The sequence below is a fragment of the Streptomyces sp. NPDC050546 genome, from assembly GCF_044457425.1.
In the GTDB taxonomy this organism is placed as follows: Bacteria; Actinomycetota; Actinomycetes; order Streptomycetales; family Streptomycetaceae; genus Streptomyces.
The window spans coordinates 630,910-654,064 of sequence record NZ_JBITGX010000002.1; the positions used below are offsets into that span (position 1 = coordinate 630,910).

23 protein-coding genes are annotated in these 23,155 nt (G+C 71.6%); 5 read left to right on the forward strand and 18 right to left on the reverse strand.

Features of this window, described 5'->3' with window-relative positions:
* Positions 1-47 precede the first annotated feature (47 nt).
* The 3 genes from ACIBK5_RS07525 to ACIBK5_RS07535 all read right to left on the reverse strand — a co-directional run bounded on the left by ACIBK5_RS07525 (position 48) and on the right by ACIBK5_RS07535 (position 3,700).
* On the reverse strand, positions 48-1,643 hold the full coding sequence (locus tag ACIBK5_RS07525) for a cation acetate symporter (RefSeq protein ID WP_399017323.1): 1,596 nt from the start codon (positions 1,641-1,643) through the stop codon (positions 48-50).
* On the reverse strand, positions 1,640-2,032 hold the full coding sequence (locus ACIBK5_RS07530; RefSeq protein WP_399017325.1) for a DUF485 domain-containing protein: 393 nt from the start codon (positions 2,030-2,032) through the stop codon (positions 1,640-1,642). Before ACIBK5_RS07530 ends, ACIBK5_RS07525 begins: the two co-directional genes overlap by 4 nt.
* Positions 2,033-2,491: 459 nt before the next feature.
* Positions 2,492-3,700: a right-handed parallel beta-helix repeat-containing protein gene (locus tag ACIBK5_RS07535; RefSeq protein WP_399017149.1), complete on the reverse strand. Its 1,209-nt coding sequence runs from the start codon at positions 3,698-3,700 to the stop codon at positions 2,492-2,494.
* Between the two features lie 103 nt (positions 3,701-3,803).
* Between ACIBK5_RS07535 and ACIBK5_RS07540 the strand changes: the two genes are divergently transcribed.
* Complete coding sequence (locus ACIBK5_RS07540; protein ID WP_399017151.1) at positions 3,804-4,298, forward strand: hypothetical protein; 495 nt, start codon at positions 3,804-3,806, stop codon at positions 4,296-4,298.
* A gap of 80 nt (positions 4,299-4,378) precedes the next feature.
* The gene (locus ACIBK5_RS07545; protein ID WP_399017153.1) at positions 4,379-4,624 is read left to right on the forward strand and encodes a hypothetical protein; all 246 of its coding nucleotides are present in this window, start codon (positions 4,379-4,381) and stop codon (positions 4,622-4,624) included.
* Positions 4,625-4,648: 24 nt separating this feature from the next.
* Here the strand turns inward: ACIBK5_RS07545 and ACIBK5_RS07550 are convergent, their stop codons facing one another.
* The 5 genes from ACIBK5_RS07550 to egtA form a co-directional block, all read right to left on the reverse strand.
* A complete protein-coding gene (locus ACIBK5_RS07550; RefSeq protein ID WP_399017154.1) occupies positions 4,649-4,864 on the reverse strand; it encodes a dodecin in 216 nt (71 codons plus the stop codon).
* Positions 4,865-5,005: 141 nt separating this feature from the next.
* Complete coding sequence (egtD, locus tag ACIBK5_RS07555; protein ID WP_399017156.1) at positions 5,006-5,968, reverse strand: L-histidine N(alpha)-methyltransferase; 963 nt, start codon at positions 5,966-5,968, stop codon at positions 5,006-5,008.
* 39 nt (positions 5,969-6,007) lie between these two features.
* Positions 6,008-6,766, reverse strand: coding sequence for an ergothioneine biosynthesis protein EgtC (gene egtC / locus ACIBK5_RS07560; RefSeq protein ID WP_399017158.1), 759 nt, complete (start codon positions 6,764-6,766; stop codon positions 6,008-6,010).
* Positions 6,766-8,103, reverse strand: coding sequence for an ergothioneine biosynthesis protein EgtB (gene egtB / locus ACIBK5_RS07565; protein WP_399017160.1), 1,338 nt, complete (start codon positions 8,101-8,103; stop codon positions 6,766-6,768). The genes egtC and egtB overlap by 1 nt, the downstream gene beginning before the upstream one ends.
* A complete protein-coding gene (gene egtA, locus ACIBK5_RS07570) occupies positions 8,100-9,404 on the reverse strand; it encodes an ergothioneine biosynthesis glutamate--cysteine ligase EgtA (protein WP_399017162.1) in 1,305 nt (434 codons plus the stop codon). The genes egtB and egtA overlap by 4 nt, the downstream gene beginning before the upstream one ends.
* Positions 9,405-9,696: 292 nt before the next feature.
* Here egtA and ACIBK5_RS07575 point away from each other — a divergent pair, with 292 nt between their 5' ends.
* On the forward strand, positions 9,697-10,512 hold the full coding sequence (locus ACIBK5_RS07575; protein WP_399017327.1) for a TIGR02452 family protein: 816 nt from the start codon (positions 9,697-9,699) through the stop codon (positions 10,510-10,512).
* Here the strand turns inward: ACIBK5_RS07575 and ACIBK5_RS07580 are convergent.
* From ACIBK5_RS07580 to ACIBK5_RS07595, 4 genes are all read right to left on the reverse strand, one after another.
* Positions 10,497-10,943, reverse strand: coding sequence for a type II toxin-antitoxin system PemK/MazF family toxin (locus ACIBK5_RS07580; protein WP_399017164.1), 447 nt, complete (start codon positions 10,941-10,943; stop codon positions 10,497-10,499). The genes ACIBK5_RS07575 and ACIBK5_RS07580 overlap by 16 nt on opposite strands.
* A 42-nt stretch (positions 10,944-10,985) precedes the next feature.
* Entirely contained in the window at positions 10,986-12,455 is a 1,470-nt protein-coding gene (locus ACIBK5_RS07585; protein WP_399017166.1) for an SPFH domain-containing protein, read from the reverse strand.
* A gap of 134 nt (positions 12,456-12,589) precedes the next feature.
* Positions 12,590-12,808 carry a hypothetical protein gene (locus ACIBK5_RS07590; RefSeq protein ID WP_399017168.1) on the reverse strand — a complete coding sequence of 73 codons (219 nt, stop codon included), beginning with the start codon at positions 12,806-12,808 and terminating at the stop codon, positions 12,590-12,592.
* Positions 12,809-12,828: 20 nt separating this feature from the next.
* Positions 12,829-14,253, reverse strand: coding sequence for an amidase (locus tag ACIBK5_RS07595; RefSeq protein WP_399017169.1), 1,425 nt, complete (start codon positions 14,251-14,253; stop codon positions 12,829-12,831).
* A 215-nt stretch (positions 14,254-14,468) separates the two neighbouring features.
* On the opposite strand from ACIBK5_RS07595, the gene ACIBK5_RS07600 reads away from it, so the two are divergent.
* Positions 14,469-15,857 (forward strand): glycoside hydrolase family 43 protein, encoded by a 1,389-nt coding sequence (locus ACIBK5_RS07600; protein ID WP_399017171.1) that lies wholly within the window; start codon positions 14,469-14,471, stop codon positions 15,855-15,857.
* A 22-nt stretch (positions 15,858-15,879) separates the two neighbouring features.
* Here ACIBK5_RS07600 and ACIBK5_RS07605 read toward each other — a convergent pair whose 3' ends face one another.
* Together ACIBK5_RS07605 and ACIBK5_RS07610 are read right to left on the reverse strand one after the other, a co-directional pair.
* A complete protein-coding gene (locus tag ACIBK5_RS07605) occupies positions 15,880-16,158 on the reverse strand; it encodes a hypothetical protein (protein ID WP_399017173.1) in 279 nt (92 codons plus the stop codon).
* A 90-nt stretch (positions 16,159-16,248) separates the two neighbouring features.
* Complete coding sequence (locus tag ACIBK5_RS07610; RefSeq protein ID WP_399017174.1) at positions 16,249-17,190, reverse strand: aldo/keto reductase; 942 nt, start codon at positions 17,188-17,190, stop codon at positions 16,249-16,251.
* A gap of 46 nt (positions 17,191-17,236) precedes the next feature.
* Here ACIBK5_RS07610 and ACIBK5_RS07615 point away from each other — a divergent pair, with 46 nt between their 5' ends.
* On the forward strand, positions 17,237-18,670 hold the full coding sequence (locus ACIBK5_RS07615; RefSeq protein WP_399017176.1) for a PLP-dependent aminotransferase family protein: 1,434 nt from the start codon (positions 17,237-17,239) through the stop codon (positions 18,668-18,670).
* On the opposite strand, the gene ACIBK5_RS07620 is transcribed toward ACIBK5_RS07615, so the two are convergent.
* The 4 genes from ACIBK5_RS07620 to ACIBK5_RS07635 form a co-directional block, all read right to left on the reverse strand.
* Positions 18,650-18,898, reverse strand: coding sequence for a hypothetical protein (locus ACIBK5_RS07620; protein WP_399017177.1), 249 nt, complete (start codon positions 18,896-18,898; stop codon positions 18,650-18,652). The two genes, ACIBK5_RS07615 and ACIBK5_RS07620, sit on opposite strands and share 21 nt — an antisense overlap.
* A 27-nt stretch (positions 18,899-18,925) precedes the next feature.
* Positions 18,926-19,816 carry a hypothetical protein gene (locus ACIBK5_RS07625; protein ID WP_399017178.1) on the reverse strand — a complete coding sequence of 297 codons (891 nt, stop codon included), beginning with the start codon at positions 19,814-19,816 and terminating at the stop codon, positions 18,926-18,928.
* Positions 19,817-19,968: 152 nt separating this feature from the next.
* Entirely contained in the window at positions 19,969-21,486 is a 1,518-nt protein-coding gene (locus ACIBK5_RS07630) for a catalase (protein ID WP_399017180.1), read from the reverse strand.
* A gap of 307 nt (positions 21,487-21,793) precedes the next feature.
* Positions 21,794-23,017: an aromatic acid exporter family protein gene (locus ACIBK5_RS07635; protein WP_399017181.1), complete on the reverse strand. Its 1,224-nt coding sequence runs from the start codon at positions 23,015-23,017 to the stop codon at positions 21,794-21,796.
* Positions 23,018-23,155 lie beyond the last annotated feature (138 nt).

The window sequence follows — 23,155 nt, forward strand, 5'->3', positions numbered from 1 at the left end:
ACAATGTGCGTCCCCGGTGCCCGTCCGCCGATGTCCCCGAGGGCGGGTCAGTCGTCGGCGCCCACGAGCATCCGCACCTCGAACTCCTCGTGCACGCTGCTCTCCTCGGCCGGGCCCTTGTCCAGCACCGTGCCGAGCCAGCCCAGCAGGAAGCCCGCGGGGATGGAGACGATGCCCGGGTTCTGGAGCGGGAACCAGGCGAAGTCGGCGTCGGGGTAGAAGGAGGCCGGGGCGGAGGAGACGACGGGGGAGAACACGGCGAGCAGGACGGAGCAGGCCAGGCCGCCGTAGAGGCTGAGCAGCGCCCCCTTCGCCGTGAAGCGCCGCCAGAAGAGGGTGTAGATGATCGTCGGCAGGATCGCGGACGCCGCGATGGCGAAGGCGAGGAAGGCGAGCGTCGCGGTGTTCGCCCCCCAGGCGACGAGGGCCAGCAGGATGCCGAGGATGCCGATGACCGCTCCGGACAGCCGGGCCACGGTCAGTTCCTCCGTCTCACTGGCCTGGCCCTTGCGGATCACCTCGCTGTACAGGTCGTGCGCGAGGGACGAGGCCGCGGCCAGGGTGAGGCCCACCGCCACGGCGAGCAGGGTCAGATAGGCCAGGCAGGTCAGCAGTGCGGTGAGCACACTGCCGCCCAGTTCGTGGGCGAGCAGCAGGACGGAGGCGTTGCCGGTGCGGTCCGTGTTCTCGATGGTGTCCCGGCCGAGGAGCGCGGTGGCGCCGAGGCCGAGGATGCCGGCCCCGAAACAGACCGCGCCGACCAGGCCGACGGCCCAGAGGAGGGAGGAGCGCAGTACGCCGACCTTGCGCGGGGCGAGCAGCCGCATCAGCACGTGCGGGAGGGCCGCGAGGCCGAGGACGATGGCCAGTTCGAGGCTGAAGAAGTCCAGCTTGTTGCTGACGGTCCCGCCGTAGCGCAGCCCGGGTTCGAGGAAGCTCAGGCCGGCACCGCTGCGTTCGGACGCCCTCTCCAGCAGGGCGTTGGGGTTCCAGTCGAAGTGGTGCAGCACCCAGCCCGCGGTGAACAGCACGCCCACCACCAGCATCACGGCCTTGATGATCTGGATGACCGTGGCGCCGGGCATGCCGCCGAGGGAGGCGTACAGGATCACGAACGTTCCGATCACGGCCACGCACAGGGTGCGGGTGGTGGCGCTCGGCGCTCCCGTGAACTGCGTCAGCAGCGCGACGCTGCCGACGAGTTGGGCCACCAGGTAGAGCGTCGCGATGGCCAGGATGCAGACCGCGAGCGCGACCCGCACCGGCCGCTGCTGCCGCGGCAGGCGCAGCGCCACCGTGTCGCCCAGCGTGAACTTGCCGGTGCGGTGCAGGGGTTCGGCGATCAGCAGCAGCACCATCATCCAGGCGACGGTGGTGCCGCCGAGGTACATCAGTCCGTCGTACCCGGTCAGGGCGACCAGTCCGGTGCTGCCCAGCAGGGTGGCGGCGGACAGGTAGTCGCCGCACATGGCCAGGCCGTTGCGCAACGGCGACATGGTGCGGTTGCCGAGGTAGAACTCGCTGATCTCGTCACGCTGAGGGGCCGTCAGCAGGGCCGTGAACAGGGTGATCACGACGACGGTGAGGAACAGGACGAACGTCAGCTGCAGGCTGCTGTCGTCGATGGCGGCAGCGGTCGTCACCACGTGCGGAACCCCCTCGTGCCGTGCTGGAGGGGCTGCCCGGCGCCCTGGGGCGCCGTGGCCGAACGGGCGCGGCGGTTGTCCTGCTCGAACTGACGGGACCTGAGGCCGCGGGCGAGCGGATCGACCCGGCCGCGCATGTGCCGGACATAGCACCAGGCGGTCACACCCATGATGACGAACTGCCCGAGACCGAGGGTGAGTCCGATCGTGAGGTGGCCGAACAGCGGCTGGTTCATCACCGCGGGAACAAAACTCGACAGCAGCACATACAGCAGGAATCCGCCGGCGGACAAGATGGTCGCCCGGGTGCCGAACCGGCGCTGTGCGCGACGCAGTGAGTGGAATTCGGGATGGTCGGCTATACGAGACGGCGGTGTGTGTTCGATGTGCGGAAGCGGGAATGTGGGAGTGTCTTCCCGCCGCGGTGGGAATTCGGGCACAGGCGCACCTTCTTCGCTGCTTCGTGCCCCGCACTCGACCCCGTCGGACAAGTGGCGCGCCCGGCCTCCGAGCAGGGTGGAGGGGCGCCGGACATGGTGAGGGGGTGCGGGCTCTGTGGGGGGCTCGTGAAACCGAGAAACTCGCAGTTCGGAATCACGCGGACGGCCTCGGGGTTCTGTGTGGAGATCCCCGACCAGCCCCGGCCACGGGTGGTGGCGAGGCTGAAAGCGGAGTATGTCAGTGCCGTGCTTGAGCCATCAACTGTGATGGTCAATTGACTTGTGGTCATGGCTCGTTCACGCCCCCGGCGAAGGGGTGAGGGTACTGCGACGGCCTGCGTGAAATGAGTTTTCGGCGAATAGTCCGGACCATTTATCCGGCCAGGCTGTCTCAAATGAGCTGGCTCAGAAACGTGCGCCGACGGCGGCGCCGGACCGTGGGACGAGGAACGACGGCGCCTTCGGCAGCGAACCGTCAGCCGCCCGGGGGCCGGTGAGCGGAGCCGGGTCGGTGCTCCGCACCGAGGCGGCGTTCCATGTGCCGCCGATGTTCCAGGAGTTCCCGTCGGCGACCGTCTTCGCCCCGACGGCCGCCGCACGCTGGTCAGCGATGGACAGGTTGCCGGTGAGCCGGGCGGTCCCGCCCGGGACGTCGGCGTCGAAACCCGTACCGGCGTTGCCGTACGTGGAGTTGCGGCTCAGGGCGAGGGAGCCGGGGTTGCCGTTGTCGGTGAAGCCGTGCTTCGCGTTCTTGAAGGAGGCGCTGTCGCGTACGGTGTGGCCCACCGCCGGGGCCGGGCTGCCACCGCCGAGTTTGAAGCCGTTGCCGTCGCCCGCGAAGTCGGGGAAGTTCCAGCGGTTGAACCCGTTGCCGTACGCCACCGTGTTCTCGATCGTCACCGGGGAGGCGAACTCCCAGGCGTCGAAGCCGTCGTCGACGTTGTTCCACAGCCGGGCGCCGCGCACCACGTTGCCCGTGCCGCTGCCCTCCTTGACGGCCAGCCCGTCGGCGCTCTCGCCGTTCTTGCGCGGGTCGCGGTTGCCGTGACTGTCCAGGTTCAGGATCTGGTTGCCGCTGGAGGCGCCCTGGAGCTGGAAGCCGGACTCGTAGTTGTCGTGGGTGTTCAGGCGCGAGAAGACGTTGCCGTCGCACCCGTCGCAGTACACGCCGTAGGGGCCGTTGACGATCTCCAGATCCGAGATCCGCCAGTACGACGCCTCCATGTGGATCGCCCCGCGCTCGCCGCGCGGGATGCTGCCGCCGACCGGGGTGTGGCTCGCGGGCAGTCTCTCGCCGTCGACGACCACACGCTCGCCCGGGTGGGCGGCGAGGGTGATGGGCTGGGAGACGGTCCCCGAAGTGGCGATGGTGATGTTGTCCGTGAGGGCGTACGTCCCGCCGCGCACGCTGATGGTGTCGCCGGGCTTCGCCAGGTCCACCGCCCGCTGGATGGTCCTCAGCGGCCGGGCGGGCGTGCCGGGGGCGGAGTCGTCCCCGTTCGGTGCCACGACCAGGGTGGTGCCCGCGGCGGCCGCCGGCCCCGCCGGACCGCCCAGCGCCATGGCCAGCGCCGCCCCCGTCACCGCCGCCGACCAGATCCTCGTGTTGCGCATACGGCCTCCTGCCTCTGCCTGCGTGCTGTCGCAGAGCAGTGGCCGCCACGGGGGTGAAGGTTGCCGGGCGACGGGAAGGCGTCTCCGGCCTAGGGTGGGCAGCGTGAAAGACGACCGAAGCAAGGCCCCGCTGGCCGTGTTCGACCTGGACAACACCCTCGCCGACACCGCGCACCGGCAGCGGTTCCTGGAGCGCAGGCCGCGGGACTGGGACGGCTTCTTCGCGGCGGCGCCACAGGACCCGCCGCTCTCCGAGGGCATCGCCATGGTCCGGCAGAGCGCGCAGGAGTGCGAGATCGTCTACCTCACGGGCCGGCCCGAGCGCTGCCGGCGCGACACGCTCGACTGGCTGGCCGCGCACGGGCTGCCCGAAGGGCGCGTGTACATGCGGCCGAACGCCGACCGCAGGCCCGCCCGGTTCACCAAGCTGGAGATCCTGCGCCGGCTCGCCCGTACGCGCGAGGTCCGCGTCCTCGTCGACGACGACGAACTCGTCTGCGAGGACGCCCGGGGCGCGGGCTTCACCGTTCTCCGGGCCGACTGGGCCGCTCGTTCCGCCGAACTGAAGGCGGCTCAGGAGCGGGAAGGCCGGACCTGAGAGCACGCGTTGGCGGAGTGTTCACCTCCGCCGGGCACTCCCCGCGTGTCAGGACACAGCGGACACAAACGGGGGTTGCCATGAAGGGAAGCCGCAAGGGCGCGTTCGCGGGAGCCGCGCTCCTCGGCGTCGTGCTGCTCACGGGCTGCGCGAAGCCCGACCGGAGCGAGATCGTCACCTGGACCGACGAACACGGCCGCGCCTGCACCGGCGTGGCCGTGGTCGACTCCGAGGACGGCGACCGGGAGGTGGCGAGCATCGACTGCGACTACCCGCCGGAGGGCAGGCAGCCGGGGCGTTCCACCTCGGCACCACTGCCGGACTGAGGCCGCCGTTCGGACCGCGGCGGCCTACTCGCCCTCCTCCAGCCGGAATCCCACCTTGAGCCCCACCTGCCAGTGCGCGATCTGCCCGTCCTCGAGCTGGCCGCGCACCTGGGTCACCTCGAACCAGTCCAGATTGCGCAGGGTCTGCGAGGCCCGGCCGATGCCGTTGCGAATGGCCTCGTCGACGCCCTCGGGCGAGGTCCCGACGATCTCCGTGACCCGGTAGGTGTGGTTCGACATGCCGTTGCTCCTCTTCCAGTGACGTTCCCCATGGGGTTCCCGTCGAGGGATCTGTCACGCGTCACTCCACCGTGCCCCACGCGGCGGCGGAGCGCGAGGCGTCGCCTCCCGCTCCGCCGCCGTCCCAGGGCTCGCCGGAAGTCAGCGCGCCACGCTCAGCGACAGCGCGAACAGGCCCGCACCGTCCGTCCACCAGTGGGCCAGGTCCAGCCCCGCCGCCGACAGTTCGGTGCGCACACCCTCCTGCCGGAACTTCGCCGACACCTCGGTACGCAGTTCCTCGCCCGCAGCGAAGTCGACGGCGAGATCGAGCGCCGGCACCTTCACCGTCTGCGCCGTACGGGACCGCAGCCGCATCTCGATCCACTCGTGCTCGGCGTCCCATACGGCCACGTGGTCGAAGGCGGCGGGCTCGAAGTCGCCGCGGAGCTCACGGTTGATCACGGTGAGGACGTTCTTGTTGAACGCGGCCGTCACCCCGGCCGCGTCGTCGTACGCCCGGACCAGCGTCTCCTCGTCCTTGACCAGGTCCGTGCCCATCAGCAGGGCGTCGCCCGGGGCGAGCATGCCCCGCACCGACGCCAGGAACGCGGCGCGCTCGGCGGGCAGCAGATTGCCGATCGTGCCGCCGAGGAACGCCACCAGCCGGGGCCCCGGCGTGTCCGGCAGCGTCAGTTCCGCGGTGAAGTCGGCGATCAGCGCGTGCACGTCGATCCCCGGCCGGTCGGCGGCGAGCGCCTGCCCGGCCTGGGTGAGGGCGCTCCCGCTGACGTCCACGGGGACGTAGGTGTGCAGCTCCGTGAGGGCGTCGAGCAGGTGCCGCGTCTTCTCGGAGGAGCCGGAACCCAGCTCGACCAGGGTGCGGGCCCGGGTCGCCGCGGCGATGTCGCCGGAGCGTCCTAGCAGGATCTCCCGCTCGGCGCGCGTGGGGTAGTACTCGGGCAGTTCGGTGATCTTCTCGAACAGGTCGCTGCCGTGCGCGTCGTAGAACCACTTGGGCGGCAGTGTCTTGGGGGTGCCGGTCAGACCCCGGTGGACGTCGGCGCGCAGCGCGGCGTCCGTGGCGTCCTCGGGCAGGGTGCGGGTGAGGCGGAACGGGCTCACGTACGGGGCTCCTTCGGTGGTGCGGGGGTCAGGGGGCTTCTAGGGGTCGGCCGGTTCCTTCAGTGGTGTGAGCAGCACGTCCGTGCGGCTCGCCGCCAGGAGGGTGCGGTCGGGGACCTCCCGCCAGTGGGGATCGTCGTCGTAGGGCTCGGAGGCCACGACCGTGCCGCCGCCCGGCCGGGTGAGGTACCACAGGGTGTCGCCCCAGGCGGTCGCCGTGATGGTGTCGCCGTTGGTCAGGAGGAGGTTGAGCCGTGAACCGGGCGCCGCGGCGGCGACCTCCAGGACCGTGTCGGCCATCGCCTGGCCCTCCTCGTCACCGCCGCGCAGCCGGGCCAGCACCAGTGCCCACACGAGCGCCGAGTCGTTGCGGGCCTCCAGCGACAGCAGGTCCTGAGGTGGCAGGCTCCGGGACACCGGCGCGAGCGAACCCGGCCAGCCCTTGACCGCGCCGTTGTGGCTGAACAGCCAGGTCCCCGCGGCGAACGGCGCCGCCGCGGCCTCCGCGTCCGCGCCCGACAGGGTCGCGTCCCGCACCGCCGCGAGCAGCGCCTGGGTCCGTACGACCCGGGCGAGATCGGCGAAGGACAGGTCCGCCCAGATCGGCCCGGCCCGGCGGTAGCGGGCCGGCACCGGGTCGCCCCCGGCGTACCAGCCGACGCCGAAGCCATCGGCGTTGACCGTTCCGTACCGCTGCCTCCTGGGCGCCCACGACTGCCGGTACAGGCTGTGCGGAGGATCCACCAGGAGCCGTCCGAGCGGCTCCTGGGGCCCCACGTAGGCCACATGACGGCACATCAGACGTCCTCCGAGCGGGCCGTGCGGAACCCGGAGAAGATCTGCCGCCGGATCGGGTGGTCCCAGTTGCGGAACGTGCCCCGGCAGGCCACCGCGTCCACGGCGAACGCGCCGCCGCGCAGCACCTTGTAGCCGGACCCGAAGAAGACCTCCGAGTACTCCTTGTACGGGAACGCCCGGAACCCGGGGTACGGCAGGAAGTCGCTCGCCGTCCACTCCCACACATCGCCGATCAACTGCCGTACGCCGAGCGGGGACTCACCGTCCGGATAGCTCCCGGCCGGCGCCGGACGCAGGTGCCGCTGGCCGAGGTTGGCGTGCTCGGGCCCCGGGTCGGCGTCGCCCCACGGGTAGCGCATGGAACGGTCACCGGCCGGGTCGTACCGGGCCGCCTTCTCCCACTCGGCCTCGGTGGGCAGCCGGCGTCCGGCCCAGCGGGCGTAGGCGTCGGCCTCGTACCAGCACACGTGCAGCACCGGCTCGTCGGGCGGTACGACCTCGGTGAGGCCGAAGCGCCGGCGCAGCCACTGCCTGCCGTCCCGCCGCCAGTACAGCGGGTGCGCGATGGAGTTCCGGCGGATGTGGGCCCAGCCGTCCGCCGTCCACCAGCGCGGGTCGTCGTAGCCGCCGTCCTCGATGAACGCCTGGTACGCGCCGTTCGTCACCGGCGTGGTGTCGATGTGGAACGGCGCGACCTCGCGCCGGTGCGCGGGACGCTCGTTGTCCAGCGCCCACGGCTCACCGGAGGTGCCCATCGTGAACGGGCCGCCCGGGACCAGTACTTCGGACGGGCCGGTGAACAGCGGCGCCGGCTCCGGATCGGGCGCGGTCAGGGCCTGCGGGCCCCTGCGCAGCTGATGCGTGATCAGCATGGTCTCGTCGTGCTGCTGTTCGTGCTGCGCGATCATCCCGAAGGCGAACCCGGCCTCCGTCAGCCGCGTTCCGTGGAACGCCGCCCGCTCCAGCACGTCCAGCGCCCGGCCGCGGACGTCGGCAGCGTAGGCGCGTGCCTCCCCGGGCGACAGCAGGGGCAGCTTCGGCCGCTCGGCCCGCGGGTGCTCGAAGGCGTCGTAGAGGCTGTCTATCTCGGGCCGTATCGCCTCCTGCCCGGCGACGGCCCGCAGCAGCCACTGCTCCTCCTGGTTGCCGATGTGCGCCAGGTCCCACACCAGCGGCGACATCAGCGGCGAGTGCTGCGCGGTCAGGTCGGGCTCCTCGACACAGCTCGTCAGCAGGGTGGTGCGGTCGCGCGCGACGACCAGCGAGGCGACCGCGCGCTCGCGGAGAATCTCGGGGTCGACGGTGTCGATGTCGACGGCGGGATCGGTGTCGGTCATGGGCGGATGTCCTTCCCGTGGGCGCGACCGTCCGTGCCGCGCTGTCGGTCGAGCAGGTCGTCGGCGGGGCAGCGGCCCCGGACGACATAGCGGTCCAGATGGGCCGAGACGGCTTCCATGACCTCGGGCGCGGCGCCGAGCCGGGGCAGGGCGTCCAGCGCGGTCGTGAAGCACGTGACGGCCACCTCGCGCAGTTCGGCGTCGGCCAGCCCGCTGCGGGCGGCGTCCAGCCACAGCGGGTTGTGCGGCGCGGGCAGCCCCAGTGTCCGCTCAGCCAGCGGCTTCACGGCCCGGTAGGCGGTCTCGGCGGCCTCCGGATCGTCGAACAGCGCCGCCGTCACGGCCAGCGGCACGATCCAGCCGTCGTCCCCCGGCTGCGCGTCGATCATGCGCAGCTCCAGATGGCCGCGTGGCCTGACCGGCGGGAACAGTGTCGTGACGTGGTAGTCGAGGTCCTCCCGCGTGGGTGGTCTCGGCACCCCCGTCTCGATCCACTCCCGGAAGGTGAGCCCCTCCGGGACGTCCCAGGGCCGCCCGCTGTCCTGCCGGACGCACATCACGGGGGAGTCCAGCACATGCCGGGCCCAGGCGCCGCGCGGATCGGTGTCCAGCGGCGGTGCTCCGGCCCGGCCGGCGCCGATCCGCGTCCACAGCAGCTGCCGGGTGGACATCCACCCGGTCGGCCGGTGACCGGCGAGCGGGGAGCTGGCGAACGCGGCCACCAGGACCGGGCCCAGATGATGGGCGAGCCACCAGCGCCGCACCAGGCCGAGCGGCCCGGGCTCCTCGTGGCCGGCGTCCAGGCACACCTGCACGGAGGCGGAGGTGCACATCATGGCGCGGCCGGAGGGGCCCGTGCGGTCCAGGCAGCGCTCCATGGCGTCGTAGCGCGGTTCGCGCAGGAAGCGGCGGGGTTCGTGCCAGGGATCCTGGCCGAGGCCGACGAGCGCGAGGCCGTCCTCGCGCAGAACCGTGCGTACGGCTTCGAGGTCGGCGGAGACGGTACCGATGCACTCCGTCAGCGAGTCGGCGGGGGGCGAGCTCAGCTCCAGCTGGCCGCCGGGCTCCACGGTGAGCGCCGACCTCAGAGGCAGGTTCCGCACTGCGGCGTAGGCCGCTTCGAGTCGTTCGGGTGTGACGGGGAGCTGCGGTGCGCGCAGCTCGTGGACGAGCCATTCCACCTCGACCCCGAGGCGGCGTGGCGGGCCGGTCTTGAAGCAGATGCCGCGGACCAGGGCCTCGACGTCTGCTGCGGACAGGGCGGTATGTGGCTCGGTACAGCCACTCGCCGAATCGGACATGTCGGGATCCTCCTGAGATTCCACCATGCCATCGGTCCGGGCTCTTGGCGGCCCGGGCCGAGGATCACTCGTCCCACCCAAGACCTTCACGTCGCTCGGCACAAGGGGGCGAACCAGGGCGTTCCGGGCCCGTCATCCGGGCCGACCGGGCGTTTCCCGGCGCTTTCCCCGGCGTTTCTCCGACGGCGGAAACTCCGTTGCGCCGCGGATCCGGCATCACCCACGATGCATGCGTGAGCACGACAAGGAAGACCGCGGGGCGCGCGGTCACGGCGCGCACGGGGGTGGCGCCGTGAGCGCGCGCCTGCGCGATATCGCGCGGCAGACGGAGCAGATCGTGGCGGCGGGGGCCTACCGGGCGCCGAACGGCCGCGAGGTGTCCATCGCCGGGGAACTGAAGGCGGCGCGCGAGGGCACGCGTCTGTACGGGCCGGAACCGGTGCCGGTGCCCTCCGTTCGGGTGACCGGGACGCTCGTCGAGGTCACGGGCGAGAGCAGCCTGGAGGCCGCTCGCCGGCTCGGCGGGGACGTGGCCGTGCTGAACTTCGCCTCGGCCCGCAATCCCGGCGGCGGCTACCTCAACGGCGCCCAAGCCCAGGAGGAGGCCCTGTGCCGGGCCTCCGCGCTGTACACCTGCCTGCTCCAGGCCCGCGCGTACTACGACCACCACCGGGCCCACCGCGACCCGTTCTACACGGACCGTGTCATCCACTCACCCGCCGTGCCCGTCTTCCGCGACGACCGGGGCGGGCTGCTGGACGAGCCGTACACCGCCGGCTTCCTGACCTCGCCCGCGCCCAACGCGGGCGTGGTGCTGCGCACGGCTCCCGAACGGGCCGCCGAGCTGCCGCGGGCCCTGGCCGTCCGGGCCGAACGGGTCCTGGAGACGGCCGCCGCCCACGGCTACCGCAGGCTCGTGCTGGGCGCCTGGGGCTGCGGGGTGTTCCGCAACGACCCGGCCCAGGTGGCGGGGGCGTTCCGGGCGCTGCTGGAGCCCGGCGGCCGGTTCGCGGAGACCTTCGAGCACGTGGCGTTCGGGATCCTGGACCGGACCCGGGACCGCGCGGTACTGGGCGCCTTCGAGAAGACCTTTCAGGTCCAGCCGTAGCGTTCCTGCAGCCGGCGCCTGACCCGGTTGAACCGCATACGGTCCACCGCGCAGGCCTCCCGGCGCATGCCGTCCTCGTGCAGGCGCAGCACCCGGTCCACGCCGACCCACGAGAACCGGCCCGACCGGTCCCACGGCCCGCTGCCGATCGGCACCCACTCGCGGTCGCCGTCGTGCTCCCGGCTGGACAACTGCACGGCGAGGAAGGTGCCGCCGGCCTCGCGGGCGACGACGAGCACCGGGCGGTCCTTGCCGCGCCCGTCGTTCTCCTCGAAGGGCACCCACGTCCAGACGATCTCCCCGGGGTCCGGGTCGCCGTCGTGCGCGGGGGAGTACTCCGTGCGGACCCGGCCCACCTCGCGCGGGTCGGCCTGGACGGTGGCGGAGGGGCCGTGGCGGCCCGGGACGTTCTCATCGGTAAACGGGGTCACGGGGGCACCCTAGAGGCTGCCCCCGTGGTCACACCCGGCGGGTCACTTGTCGTCCACCGGTACTTTCTGGGCCTGCCCGTTGAGGGGTGAGGTGCCCTGCGGCGCCTGCCCGTTCCGGTCCATCGACGCGAGCAGCTGGCGGGCCAGGCCAAGGCCCGTGCCGCCCATGGTGAGCGCCTTGGCGAACATGTCCGCCATGCCGTCGGCGCCGTTGAGGACCACCATGTTGTCGACGTTGCCGAAGGCGGACGCTCCGGCCTTGACGATCTCCGGCCAGTTCTCGGCGAGTTGCTGGGCGACGACGGCCTCCTGGTTCTCGGCGAGGGCGGCGGCGCGGGCCTTGATGGCCTCGGCCTCCGCGAGACCCTTCGCCTTCGCGGCCTCGGCCGCGGCCAGCCCCCTGGCCTGCGCGGCGGCCGCCTCGGCCTCACCGGTCGCCCGGGTGGCCTGCGCGGCCGCCTCACCCCGTGCCTTGGTCGCCTCGGCCTCGGCACCCGCTGCTGTCTTGACCCGGGTCGCCTCGGCCCCGGCCGCCAGTTCCGTCTCCTTCGCCTGGGCCTCGGCCCCCGAGATGCGAGCGTCGCGCTCCGCCTCGGCCAGGGTGCGCGTCTCGTAGGCCGCCGCGTCGGCGGGCTTGCGGACATCGGCCTGGAGTTGCTGTTCGCGCCGGTGCGCCTCCAGCTCCGCCACCCGTGTCTCCTGGACGACCACCTCCTGCCTCGCCCCGGCCTCGGCGAGCGGACCGGCCTGCCGGGCCTTGGCGGCGGCCTTGTCCCGCTCGGCCTGGTAGCCGGCCTGGAGGATCTCGCTGTCCCGGGTGGCTTCCGCCATCCGGGCGAACGACTGCTGCTCGGCCTCCGTGGCCAGCCGGTTCGCCTCCGCCTGGGCGATCCTGGCGTCCCGCTGCACGGCCGCCGCGTGCGGCATGGCCAGATTCCGGATGTACCCGGTCGGGTCCTCGATCTCGTGGATCTGCAACGAGTCCACGATCAGACCCAGCTTCTCCATCTCGGTGCCGCACGCGGCCCGCGTCTGCCCGGTGAGCTTCTCCCGGTCCCGGATCATGTCTTCGACCGTCAGCCCGCCCACGATGGACCGCAGATGACCCGCGAAGACGTTGTGCACCCTCTCCGACATCAGCTTCTGCTGGTCGAGGAAGCGGCGGGCCGCGTTGGCGATCGACACGAAGTCGTCGCCCACCTTGAAGATGACCACGCCCCGCACCCTGAGCGGAATGCCCTGGTGGGTCACGCAGTCCACCTGGAGTTCGGTCTCGTTCAGGTCGAGCGAGAGTTTGCGCACCGCCTGCACACCGGGCATCACGAGCGTGCCGCGACCGGTGACGATGCGGAACCCCATGCCCTCCTCGATGCCCTCCGTGCGGTGCTTGGAACCCGAGATGATCAGTGCCTCGTTGGGTTCCGCGACCCGCCACATCACCTTGAACAGACCGATCACAACGAGCACGGCGGCAACCGCCGCCCCTGCCACGACGCCGACGACCATCGGCATTCGCCCCCTTGGGATGGTGCCCTCTCGGCACCGAACGAAGGGGAGTGTGCTCCTGCGCGGGGCCCGGGTACAGACACCGGCGCATTCTTGCCCGAACCTTGACGTGTGCGGCTCTCACCTGCGTCGCAGCGGGCTCAACTGTCGTACGCCGCCATGACGTAGACGGTCCTCGGGGGCAGGTACTCGACCACCGTCACGACCGTGCCCGGCTCGATGCGGTCGGTCGCGGTGGCGGGGTGGGCGAGGAAGTGCTCGGCGCCGCCGCGCACCCGGACGATCACCTCGCCGACCAGTCCGGGCCCGATCGTTCCGGTGACCCGCCCCATGAGCCCGACCATCGAAGCGTCCGCCATGCCCGACAGCGTACGGTCGCTCAGGCGGCAGCGGAACGTGCCGTGACCGGCGGCGACGGCCACTTCTCGTACCAGCGCAGCTCCGCCTCCAGTTGCGCCGCCACCTGCACCAGCAGCGGCTCGCTGTCGGCCGGCCCCAGCAACTGCGCCCCGACGGGCAGGCCGTCCGCCGTGAACCCGGCGGGCACATTGACGCCCGGCCAGCCCAGCACGTTCCACGGCCAGGCGTAGGGGCAGGCGGCGATCATCGCGCGGTCGGTGGCGAAACCGCTGAGTTCGAGCAGGGCGCCGATGCGGGGCGGGGGAGCCGCGGTCGTGGGCGCGAGGACGACGTCGTACGAGGTGAAGAACCCTCCGATACGGCGGTGCAGGACGGCCTCCGCCCGCCGGGCCGCCCGCAGCGGGGCCCCGCCGAGCAGCCGGCCCAGCCGGGCCGCGTCCCGGGTGCGCCGGTCCAGCAGCGCCGGGAAGGGCGCCTCGCCCACCCGCTCGGCGATCCCGGCCGTCGCGCGCGGCACGAAGGTCAGCCCGATCTGCCCGTACGGCGGGTCCGCCTCCTCGACCGTGTGGCCCAACGCGGCGAGGCGCTCGGCGAGTTCGACGATCCGGGTCCGTACCTCGGGCAGCAGCCGGGCGGGCACCGCCGTGAACGGCGGCTTGAGGGAGAGCGCGATCCGCAGCCGCCCGGGGTCGCGGCCGACGGCCGCCGAGGCGTCGACGGCCGGGGGCCGGTGCGGGTCCAGCGCGTGGTTGCCGCTCGCCGCGTCCAGCAGCAGGGCCGCGTCGGCGACCGTACGGGCCAGGGTGCCGTTGACGGTGATGCCCTGGAAGGACTCACCGCGCGGCCAGGTGGAGACCCGTCCGCGCTGCGGCTTGATGCCGATCAGATGGGTCCACGCGGCCGGGATCCGCACCGAGCCGGCACCGTCCGAGCCGAGTGCGGCGGGTACCAGCCCGGCGGCCACCGCGGCCGCCGAGCCGCCGGACGATCCGCCGGGTGTGTGCTCCGTGCTCCACGGGTTGCGGGTCGCGCCGAAGGCGGGCCCCTCGGTGAAGGGCCACTGCCCGAACTCGCAGGTGTTGGTCTTGCCGACGATCACGGCCCCGGCCGCGCGCAGCCGCCGTACCGCCTCGCCGTCCTCGGCGACCGGCGGGAACTCCCCGCAGCAGCCGAAGGCGGTCGGCTCGCCGGCCACGTCCATGTCGTCCTTCACCGCCACGGGGACGCCGAGCAGCGGCTTGCGGGCGCCCGTGGCCAGCTCCCGGTCTGCGGCTTCGGCCTCGGCGAGCGCCGCCTCGGCCCGGACGATCCGGAAGGCGTTGAGGCTGCCCTGCGTCGCCTCGATCCGCGCCAGCGTGAGTTCCACCAGGGCGCGGGACGTCACCTCCCCGGCGGCCAGCGCACGGGCGGTCTCCGCCAGGCCTGCGGCGCGGTCGAGCGTCATGCGGACACCTCCGGAAGCGGGTGGTCTACCGAACGGTAACGTCCGGTGGCCGGTGACGGAACGGGGGCGACGGAAGTGGATGTTCACCGATCCCTTCAGGGCTCTGCGGCTCTCGTACAAAACCATTGACGCACTTCTGCCTCAGCTCTACCTTCTGACCGACTTTCCGAACCTCGTTCGGTATTTCGACCCGCTGAGTCGAGAGTGAGCCGCACATGACGCCCCGTCCCGCCTCCCGGTCCCGCCGTACCCTGCTGCGCGCCCTGGCCGCCCTGCCCGCCTCGGCGCTGCTGCTCGGCGAGACCCCCGGACTGCTCGGCACCGCCCTGGCCGCCGCACCCCCGAACGGCTCGGCCACCCGCTACACGATCGTGCCGTTCCTCAACAGCGACGACGGCACGGTCAACGTCTACCAGTCGGACGACGCCACCGACTTCCGGCTGCTGCGCTCCTCCGCGTACACGCCACCGGCGGGCCGCATCCGCGACGCGAGCGTCCTCAGACACACCGACGGCTTCTACTACGTCACCTACACCACGCACACCTGGCAGGACACCAGCACGACCATCGGCTTCGCCCGCAGCTCCGACCGCGTCAACTGGACGTTCCTCTACGACCACACCGTCCCCGTCGCGAACCTCTCCCGCGCCTGGGCGCCCGAATGGTTCGTCGACAGCGACGGCAGCGTCAACGTCATCGTGTCCTGCTCCACCACGAACGACGAGTGGATCTTCACGCCGTACCGGCTGAGGGCCACGAACTCCGCCCTCACGGCGTGGAGTGCGCCGGTCGCGCTCTCCGGCATCGGCGCCAACCACATCGACACGTTCATCGTGAGGATCGGCTCGACGTACCACGCGTTCCCCAAGAACGAGACGACGAAGTACATCGAGTACGCCACCGCGTCGAACCTCACCGGCCCGTACACGATCCGCAGGACCGGCGACTGGGCCGGCTGGGGCAGCTACCGCGAGGGTCCCGCGCTGGTCCAGCTGGACAACGGCGGCTGGCGCGCCTTCTTCGACGGCTACGGCGACGGGAACTACTACTACAGCGACAGCCACGACACCTTCGCCACCTGGTCGGCGCCGGCCGCACTGCCCGCGATCTCCGGCACCGCACGGCACTTCACGGTGGTCAAGGAGACGGTCTCGGGCGGCCCGAGCCTGGCGAGGAACACCACCCGTTCCTTCCGCTCCGCCAACTACTCGACCCGCTACTGGCAGCAGCGGTCCGCGCTCCTCGACCTGCCGGTGGTCAGCGGCTCCAGCACCACCGCCGAGAAGCAGGCCGCCACCTTCACGGTCGTAGCGGGCCTCGCCGACGCGAACGGCTGCTCCTTCCGGGACGCGGCCGGCAACTACCTGCGCCACTGGGACTTCCGCGCCCGCTTCGACCCGAACGACGGCACGAGCACGTTCGCCAAGGACGCCACGTTCGTCCTCCGGACCGGCACCGCGTCGGGCTCCGTCCGCTTCGAGTCGTACAACTACCCGGGTCACTACCTGCGCCACTACGCCTACCAGCTCCGCGTGGAACGCTCGAACGGAACGGACCTCTTCCGGCAGGACAGTTCGTTCGTGCCGGTGACGGCTTGGGGATGACCCGCACCCAGCCGTACCTGGGCTAGCGGGCGAGCGACCCGTTCTGTGCGTGGGACGCGTCCTGCCACGCCCGCACACCCGCCCGGGACGCCTCCTTGGCCTGCTGCCACTTCGCGGCCGCCTGCTGGGTCGGGGGCACGTCCATGTCGCGGATCATGCGCCGGCCCGCCGTGAACACGGCGAAGGCGCCGATGGCCATGCCGACGCCCGCCACCATGGCACCGGCCGCGGTGAGCACGGCACCTGTTCTGACGAGGCGGGTGTCGATCTCGATGACCCGATGGGGTTGGTGGTGGTTCATGCCTCCACCATCCAACGGGTGGAACCACCTCGCATCCCGGCCAAACGGCCGCGCCCTGGACGACGGCGATCGCGGGCCCCGTCCCGCAGGTCACACCGCGGAGTCCAGGCGTTCGCGCTGATCGGCGGTCAATTCCAGTGACGCCCCCGCGACCGCCTCGTCCAGCTGCTCGACCGTGCTGACGCCGACGATCGGTGTGGCAGCCGGGTTCCCTCCGGTCAGCCACGCCAGCACCACCCGGTTGCGGTTCGTGCCGGTCTCGGCGGCGATCTCGTCGAGTACCGCGAGGCGGCGGGCGGTGCCGGGGTGGTCGTACTCCGTCGGCAGCGGCTTGTCCGCGCGGGTGTAACGGCCGCTCAGCAGCGGCGTGTAGGCCCACAGGGCCATGTCCGGATGGTGCTCGAGGTAGTGGAGCACTTCGTCGGTGACCGCACCGAACCGGTGCACCACCGTGGGCCGGGTGGCGGGGCGCGGTCGCAGGTAGGTGTGGTGCTGCTGCACCGCGGTGAAGCCGGCGAGGCCGTCGGCGCGCGCGATCTGACGGGCCCGCTCGATCTGCCAGGCAGGGTAGTTGGAACAGCCGAGACGTCCGACCGTGCCCGCGGACACCAACTCGTCGAAGGCGGCGACCGTCTCTTCCAGTGGTGTGGCCGGATCCGGCTTGTGCGCCCAGTACAGCTCGACGTGGTCCGTACCGAGTCGTCGGAGGCTGCCCTCGATCCCGCTCTTGACGACCCCGGCCGAGAGACCTTCGGCGGTCTCCGGGAACCGGCCCGCCTCGGTCGGCTCGCAGCCCACCTTGGTGCTGATCCTGACGCGGTCACGGACGCCGGGGCGGCTTGCCAGCCAGCGCCCGAGCAACGTCTCGCTCTGTCCCCCGAAGCCGCTCGGGTCCTCCCAGAACGAATAGCAGTTGGCGGTGTCGATCCAGACGCCTCCGGCGTCCACAAAACGATCAAGGAGCTCGTACGAGCCGCGCTCGTCCTGCACCGTGCCGAACAGCATGGCGCCAAGAGCCAGGTTTTCAATCATGCTCATCACGGTAGGCAGATTCGGATCGGCGGTACGCTCCAATCTCGTGGCCGATTCCCAGACCAATCTCGCGTGGGCGACACTGCTGGACGTCCGTCCGACGGAGCGCGGCGCGCGGCGCTTGCACGATCGTCTGGCTCACGCGCTGCGCACCTCCATCCGTAGCGGCCGGCTGGCGGAAGGCGCCGCCGTGCCGCCGAGCCGAGCGCTCGCCGAAGAACTCGGCTGCTCCCGCTGGGTCGTGACGGAGGCATACGGGCAGCTCATCGCGGAGGGCTACCTCTCCGCCCGGGTGGGCTCGGCCACGCGGGTCTCGTGGTCACCGGACACCTCGCCGCCGCGCTCTCGCGTGCCGCGCCCACCAGCGCGGACACCGATCCGGTACGACCTCGCACCCGGCCTTGCCGACCTGCGGGCGTTTCCGCGCCGCCGCTGGGCGGACGCCGTCCGAACGGTCACCGGCTCGGCCGTCCACTATGACCTCGGCCTGCCCGACCCCGACGGACACGCGGTGCTGCGCACCACCGTCGCGCAGTACCTGCGGCGCTCGCGCGGCGCGGACACGAACGCCGAATGCGTGTCCGTGTGCGCCGGCGTCACCGACGGTCTGGTACGAACGTGCCGAGTGCTGCGTGCCGTCGGGATCGCCGATCTGGCCGTGGAGGACCCGGGCTGGGGGCGGCTGCGGGACGCCGCGACGAGTGCCGGCCTGCGCGTGCACCCGGTGCGGGTGGACCACGACGGCCTGCGCGTCGACGATCTGGCCCGCACTCCGGCCCGGGCCGTCGTCGTCGGCGCGGCACACCAGTTTCCCACCGGTACGGTGCTCTCCCCGGCACGCAGGGCCCGTCTGGTGCGCTGGGCCCGCGAGGTGGACGGCTTCGTCATCGAGGACGACTACGACGCCGAGTTCCGCTACGACCACCACCCGGTCGCGGTCATGCAGGGGATGGACCCGAGCCGGGTCTTCCTCCTCGGCTCGGTCAGCAAGACCCTGTCGCCGGCACTCGGACTGGGCTGGCTGGTCGCGCCCGCCGCGACGACCCCGGCGCTCCGGGCAGCGAACCTCGTTGCCGCCGCGCCACCGGTGCTGGACCAGCTGGCCCTCGCCACCTTCATCGACCGCGGCTGGTACGACGCCCACCTGCGCGCGTCCCGGCGGCGGTTCCGCTCCCGGCGGGACCTGCTGGTCCGGACGCTCGGCACCCAGGTACCGGAGGGCCGGGTCGCCGGCACCGCCGCCGGGCTGCACATCCTGCTGCACCTACCGGACGGCGCCGACACTCCGGGGGCGGTGCGGGCCGCGACCGCCGCCGGACTGCGCCTGGCGGACCTCGACGACTATCGCGCGCACCGGCCGGCCGAACCCGCGCTCGTTCTCGGGTACGGCAACATCAGCGACATGGAGATCCCTGCGGCCGTAGCGCTCCTGCGTGAGGCGTTGCGCTCACCGACGGCCTCACCGTCCAGCGGTCCCTGACCTGCGGCGGGGGGTCGGCTCCCCGGTCAGCCGGGTGGCGAGGTGGTAGGCGACGGTGACGTCCTGGTACTCCTGACCGGGGACGACCGGGTCCGGTAGGTGGGTGCGGTCGCTGTGGCTCGTCGACTCTCGCTCCCCGGTGCCGGGGAAGCGGACGGCTGTCCGTGGATCCCGCCCGAAGCGGAGCCGCTCGGCGTGGACCGTCGACCGGAACGAGATGTCCCCCACCGGGTTCCCGGCTTCCGGGCCTCGCGTTCAGGGCGGCTCCTCGGGCTCCTTTGCGGTACGGCGGCGACTGGACCTCGGTGGCAGCTTCCCGTCCTCTCCGCGCACCCGGCGCGTGCGGGTGCCGCCTTCGCTCCGGCCGGCCCGGCCCCGCTTTCCCTCCGCGCCCTCCCGTGCCGTGCCGCCTGCCGCATCCGTCTCGCCCGAGGCCTGTTCGGCCACGCTCCCGGCGGTGCCGCCCACCACCTCGCCTGCGCTTCCGACGGTCCGGCTCGCCCCCTGGCCGACGTCCTCCACCGTGCGCCCGGCACCGGCTCCCACGTCCTGAACGGCCCTCCCTGCTCCCTGACCGACATCCTGCGCCACGGAGCCGACACCCTGGCCCACGTCCTGGACAGCGGCTCCGGCACCCTGGCCCACGTCCCGTACGGCTGTCCCCGCGCCTCGGCCGACCTCCTGGACGGCTCTTCCGGCACCCGAACCCACCTCCCCGACGGCCTGCCGGGCTCCGCCGCCGACATCCTGCACGGCGGACCCGACCCCACGCGCCAGCTCGTGCAGGATCTCCGGGTTGTGGTCGATCGTGGTGAGCACTCGGTCGATGATCTTCGCGACGTGATGGAGACGCACTCTGAGCTGGGCTTGGGCCTCGACACCCGAGATGCCCAGGTGCACCTTGCCGAGCGTGACGTCGGCGCCCACATTCAGTTTGAGCAGATCCAGTACCTCGGCCTGGAGCGAGACATGCGCCCGCAGATCCTCGACGTCCAGGTCGATCTCGTCGACCTTCAGGACCGGAACGTCGAGGAAGACATCGGGGCTCTCGCCGGCCGCGTCCTCCTCGTCGTAGGCCTCTGGACCGGTGTACTCGTCGTCGTACTCCTCGACGGATTCGTCGTCGTTCTCGGCGTTGCCGCGCATCGCCACGCCTCCGCGTGTTCGGCGTTCTTTCTACCATTTTGAATGGTTATGTGAATCGATGCGCGGTCAGTGCCGTCCAGGCAGGCGACTGCTCGTGGGCCTCCGCGCCGGCAGCGCCGGGACGCGGAAGCCCACTACGAGAGCCCGGTCCGTCAGGCCTTGTGCTGCATGTCGCGCCGTGCGGGATTGCCCTGCTCGGCGGCCTTCGGGTCCTTCTCGCCCGCCTTGTCGCGCACGCCCTGGGCGATGCGCTCCCCGATGGTCTTGTCGATGTTCGACCAGTACTCGAATGCCCGTTTGAGGACGGGTTCCGAGACACCGTTGAGGAGATGGCCGACGACGTTGTCGACCAGACGGTCGCGCGCGGCGTCGTCCAGGACCTCGCGCACCATCGTGCCGGGCTGGCCCCAGTCGTCGTCCTCGGGATGACTGACGTAGGCCGCACGGGTGATGGCGCCGTCGGCCTCCCAGCTGGGCGGGGCGTAGCGCGCGCTGTTGGCCGCGGGGCCGCCCTTGGAGTTGGGGGCGTACACCGGGTCGGTGGTGTTGCGGTACGCCATCGCCCCGTCCTTGGAGTAGGTGTGGACGTCGACGACGGGTGCGTTCACCGGAAGCTGCTGATAGTTGCCGCCGATCCGGTGGCGGTGCGCGTCCGCGTAGGAGAACAGCCGGGCCAGCAGCATGCGGTCCGGGCTGGGGCCGATGCCGGGGACGAGATTGTTGGGCTGGAAGGCAGCCTGCTCGATCTCCGCGTGGTTGTCGGTCGGGTTGCGGTCGAGCGTCATACGGCCGACCGGGATCAGCGGGTAGTCGCCGTGCGGCCACACCTTGGTGAGGTCGAAGGGGTTGAAGCGGTAGCCCGCGGCCTCCTCGTACGGCATCACCTGCACGTACAGGGTCCAGCTGGGGAAGTCGCCGTCGCGGATGTGCTCGAACAGATCACGCGTGTGGTAGTCCGTGTCGGCGGCCGCCATCTGGTCGGCCTCGTGCTGGGTGAAGTGCTCGATGCCCTGGTCGGTCTTGAAGTGGTACTTCACCCAGAAACGGTCACCGGCGGCGTTGATCCACATGTAGGTGTGGGAGGTGTAGCCGTTCATGTGGCGCCAGGTCCGCGGGATGCCGCGGTCGCCCATCAGCCAGGTGACCTGGTGGGCGGACTCGGGGGAGAGCGTCCAGAAGTCCCACTGCATGTCGTGGTCGCGCAGGTTGTTGTCGGCGCGGCGCTTCTGGGAGCGGATGAAGTGCTGGAACTTCATCGGGTCCTTCACGAAGAACACCGGCGTGTTGTTGCCGACCATGTCGTAGTTGCCTTCGCTGGTGTAGAACTTCACCGCGAAGCCGCGCGGGTCGCGCCAGGTGTCCGGGCTGCCGCGCTCACCCGCGACGGTCGAGAAGCGGGTGACCAGGTCGGTGCGTGTGCCGGGCTGGAAGACGGCCGCCTTGGTGTACGCGCTGACATCGTGGGTCACCTCGAAGTGGCCGAAAGCGCCGCTTCCTTTGGCGTGGGGCTGGCGCTCGGGGATCCGCTCCCGGTTGAACTGCGCCATCTGCTCGATCAGATAGGCGTCCTGCAGCAGGATCGGACCGGCGGGTCCCACGGTGAGCGAATGTTCGTCGCTCTCGACCGGGGCGCCGGAATCGGTCGTGGTGACAGGTGAGGTCTCCGTCATGAATCTGCCTTTCGTCGTGCGGAGCAGCGGCGTACGAGGCACGCTGCCCACGCCCGGAGCCTGTCGCTCCCGTTCAGGCCAGGTGACCTTCCTCGGCTGCCACAAACATCGCTTTCGCGACCAATATGTGGATCTTCCCGCGGCTGCGTCCGTCTTGCCCGACGAGGCCGGAGAAACACTCTCCTGCGGACACCTCCTAGCCCGGACGGGTGCGCACCCCTCGTCTCGCCGGACGCCGCGACCGAGCCTCAGCTCACAACTCGTCTGTGAGGGCTTGGCCTTGGCCGGTGCACAGGACGCGGCGGCCTCAGCCCTGCTCGCATCCGTGGGCTTCGTCGACGCCGTGCTTGAGCACATCGCAGGTGTGCTGGAACTCGTCCGTCAGCCGGGTGGCTTCGGCCATGAGGATGCCGTACGGCTGGCCGGGGTCGCTGAGCGGGAGGGAACCGGCCCGGGCGTCGTCCTCCAGCCGGTCGCGGCACCGCTGAGCCTCCGCGGCGGCCTCGCACAACTGCTGGGCCTGGTCTCGCAGACGGTCCTCGTCGACCTGGCTGAGCAACTCCGCGATGTAGGCGAGTGAGGCCAGGAAGTCTCCGTAGGAGCGGGCGAAGCCGACGCCCTCACGGTCGGCGTCGGCATCGCGCCACTGGTCGAGGCTGCGGGTCATCGAGGCCACTTGCTGGGAGACGCGTTCCAGGGCGTCCACGACGGCCTGGTATCCGTCGAAGGACGTGCGGTGGCGATGGCGGCGCCACAGGCGCCGGGGGTTGTAGAGCGTGCTCTCCCAGGCGGTGTGGACCGAGGACTGGGCCTGCTGCACGATCGGTGCCAGGTGGGAGGCGCGCCGGCGCCAGTGCCGGGTGCGTTCTTCGTCCAGCTTGCCTTCGCGCAGCGCCGGGTACATGTCGCCGATCAGGTCGCACAGCGAATGGGCGAGAGTGTGGACGCCGTACTCGGCGCTGCGGTAGCGCAGCGGAGGCAGCACCAGCGTGTTCACCACGACGCCGATGCCGCAGCCGATGAGCACGAGCACGATGATCTGCCCGAGCTGGGACCAGCGCTGTGCGTCGCTGGTGGCGGCGACGTAGGTGGAGAAGGCGAAGAACGCCGCGGTGGCGACCTGGGAGCCCTGGGAGCCGAGGGGCCGCCACCGTCCGATGGCCAGGGCCGCCAGTGTCATCAACACGAAGGTGAGCAGGTGAGGGCCGGCCAGCAGGCCCAGTACTCCCTGCAGTCCCACGCCCACGGCGACCGCACCGACATAGCGCAGGGCCTGCACCAGGGACTGGTACACGGTGACCTGCATGATCAGCACCGCGGAGAACGGCGCGAACGCGGGCGACTGCGCGACCATGACATCGCGCGCGATCACCCATGAGACCGCGGCCGCGAGGGTGCTCTTGCCGATGAGGGCCAGGGTGTGCCGCTCGTGCCCGTCCGAACCCGCCCGGCCGAGCCACTGCCGCACCCGGGCCGGCCGGCCCTGGGACGCCGCCTGTTGACGCGGTGCTCCAGCAGCGGCTTCGGTCATCTTCACTCCCGTCCTCGTTCCACCACGACCTGCCGGGCCACGGGGTACCCCGTCCGGGGCACCGCAGACCACAGGAGATGTGTCGCAGGCGCGGTCGCGGTGCCGCCCGACCAGAGCGGCATCAGGTGACCGAGGGCT

What these genes read in the sequence shown, in the direction of transcription:
- ACIBK5_RS07535 (WP_399017149.1), bottom strand. Translation starts at nt 3,700, where the DNA reads ATGCGCAACACGAGGATCTGGTCGGCGGCGGTGACGGGGGCGGCGCTG.
- ACIBK5_RS07545 (WP_399017153.1), top strand. Translation starts at nt 4,379, where the DNA reads ATGAAGGGAAGCCGCAAGGGCGCGTTCGCGGGAGCCGCGCTCCTCGGC.
- ACIBK5_RS07550 (WP_399017154.1), bottom strand. Translation starts at nt 4,864, where the DNA reads ATGTCGAACCACACCTACCGGGTCACGGAGATCGTCGGGACCTCGCCC.
- egtC (WP_399017158.1), bottom strand. Translation starts at nt 6,766, where the DNA reads ATGTGCCGTCATGTGGCCTACGTGGGGCCCCAGGAGCCGCTCGGACGG.
- egtB (WP_399017160.1), bottom strand. Translation starts at nt 8,103, where the DNA reads ATGACCGACACCGATCCCGCCGTCGACATCGACACCGTCGACCCCGAG.
- egtA (WP_399017162.1), bottom strand. Translation starts at nt 9,404, where the DNA reads ATGTCCGATTCGGCGAGTGGCTGTACCGAGCCACATACCGCCCTGTCC.
- ACIBK5_RS07585 (WP_399017166.1), bottom strand. Translation starts at nt 12,455, where the DNA reads ATGCCGATGGTCGTCGGCGTCGTGGCAGGGGCGGCGGTTGCCGCCGTG.
- ACIBK5_RS07590 (WP_399017168.1), bottom strand. Translation starts at nt 12,808, where the DNA reads ATGGCGGACGCTTCGATGGTCGGGCTCATGGGGCGGGTCACCGGAACG.
- ACIBK5_RS07595 (WP_399017169.1), bottom strand. Translation starts at nt 14,253, where the DNA reads ATGACGCTCGACCGCGCCGCAGGCCTGGCGGAGACCGCCCGTGCGCTG.
- ACIBK5_RS07600 (WP_399017171.1), top strand. Translation starts at nt 14,469, where the DNA reads ATGACGCCCCGTCCCGCCTCCCGGTCCCGCCGTACCCTGCTGCGCGCC.
- ACIBK5_RS07605 (WP_399017173.1), bottom strand. Translation starts at nt 16,158, where the DNA reads ATGAACCACCACCAACCCCATCGGGTCATCGAGATCGACACCCGCCTC.
- ACIBK5_RS07610 (WP_399017174.1), bottom strand. Translation starts at nt 17,190, where the DNA reads ATGATTGAAAACCTGGCTCTTGGCGCCATGCTGTTCGGCACGGTGCAG.
- ACIBK5_RS07625 (WP_399017178.1), bottom strand. Translation starts at nt 19,816, where the DNA reads ATGCGCGGCAACGCCGAGAACGACGACGAATCCGTCGAGGAGTACGAC.
- ACIBK5_RS07630 (WP_399017180.1), bottom strand. Translation starts at nt 21,486, where the DNA reads ATGACGGAGACCTCACCTGTCACCACGACCGATTCCGGCGCCCCGGTC.
- ACIBK5_RS07635 (WP_399017181.1), bottom strand. Translation starts at nt 23,017, where the DNA reads ATGACCGAAGCCGCTGCTGGAGCACCGCGTCAACAGGCGGCGTCCCAG.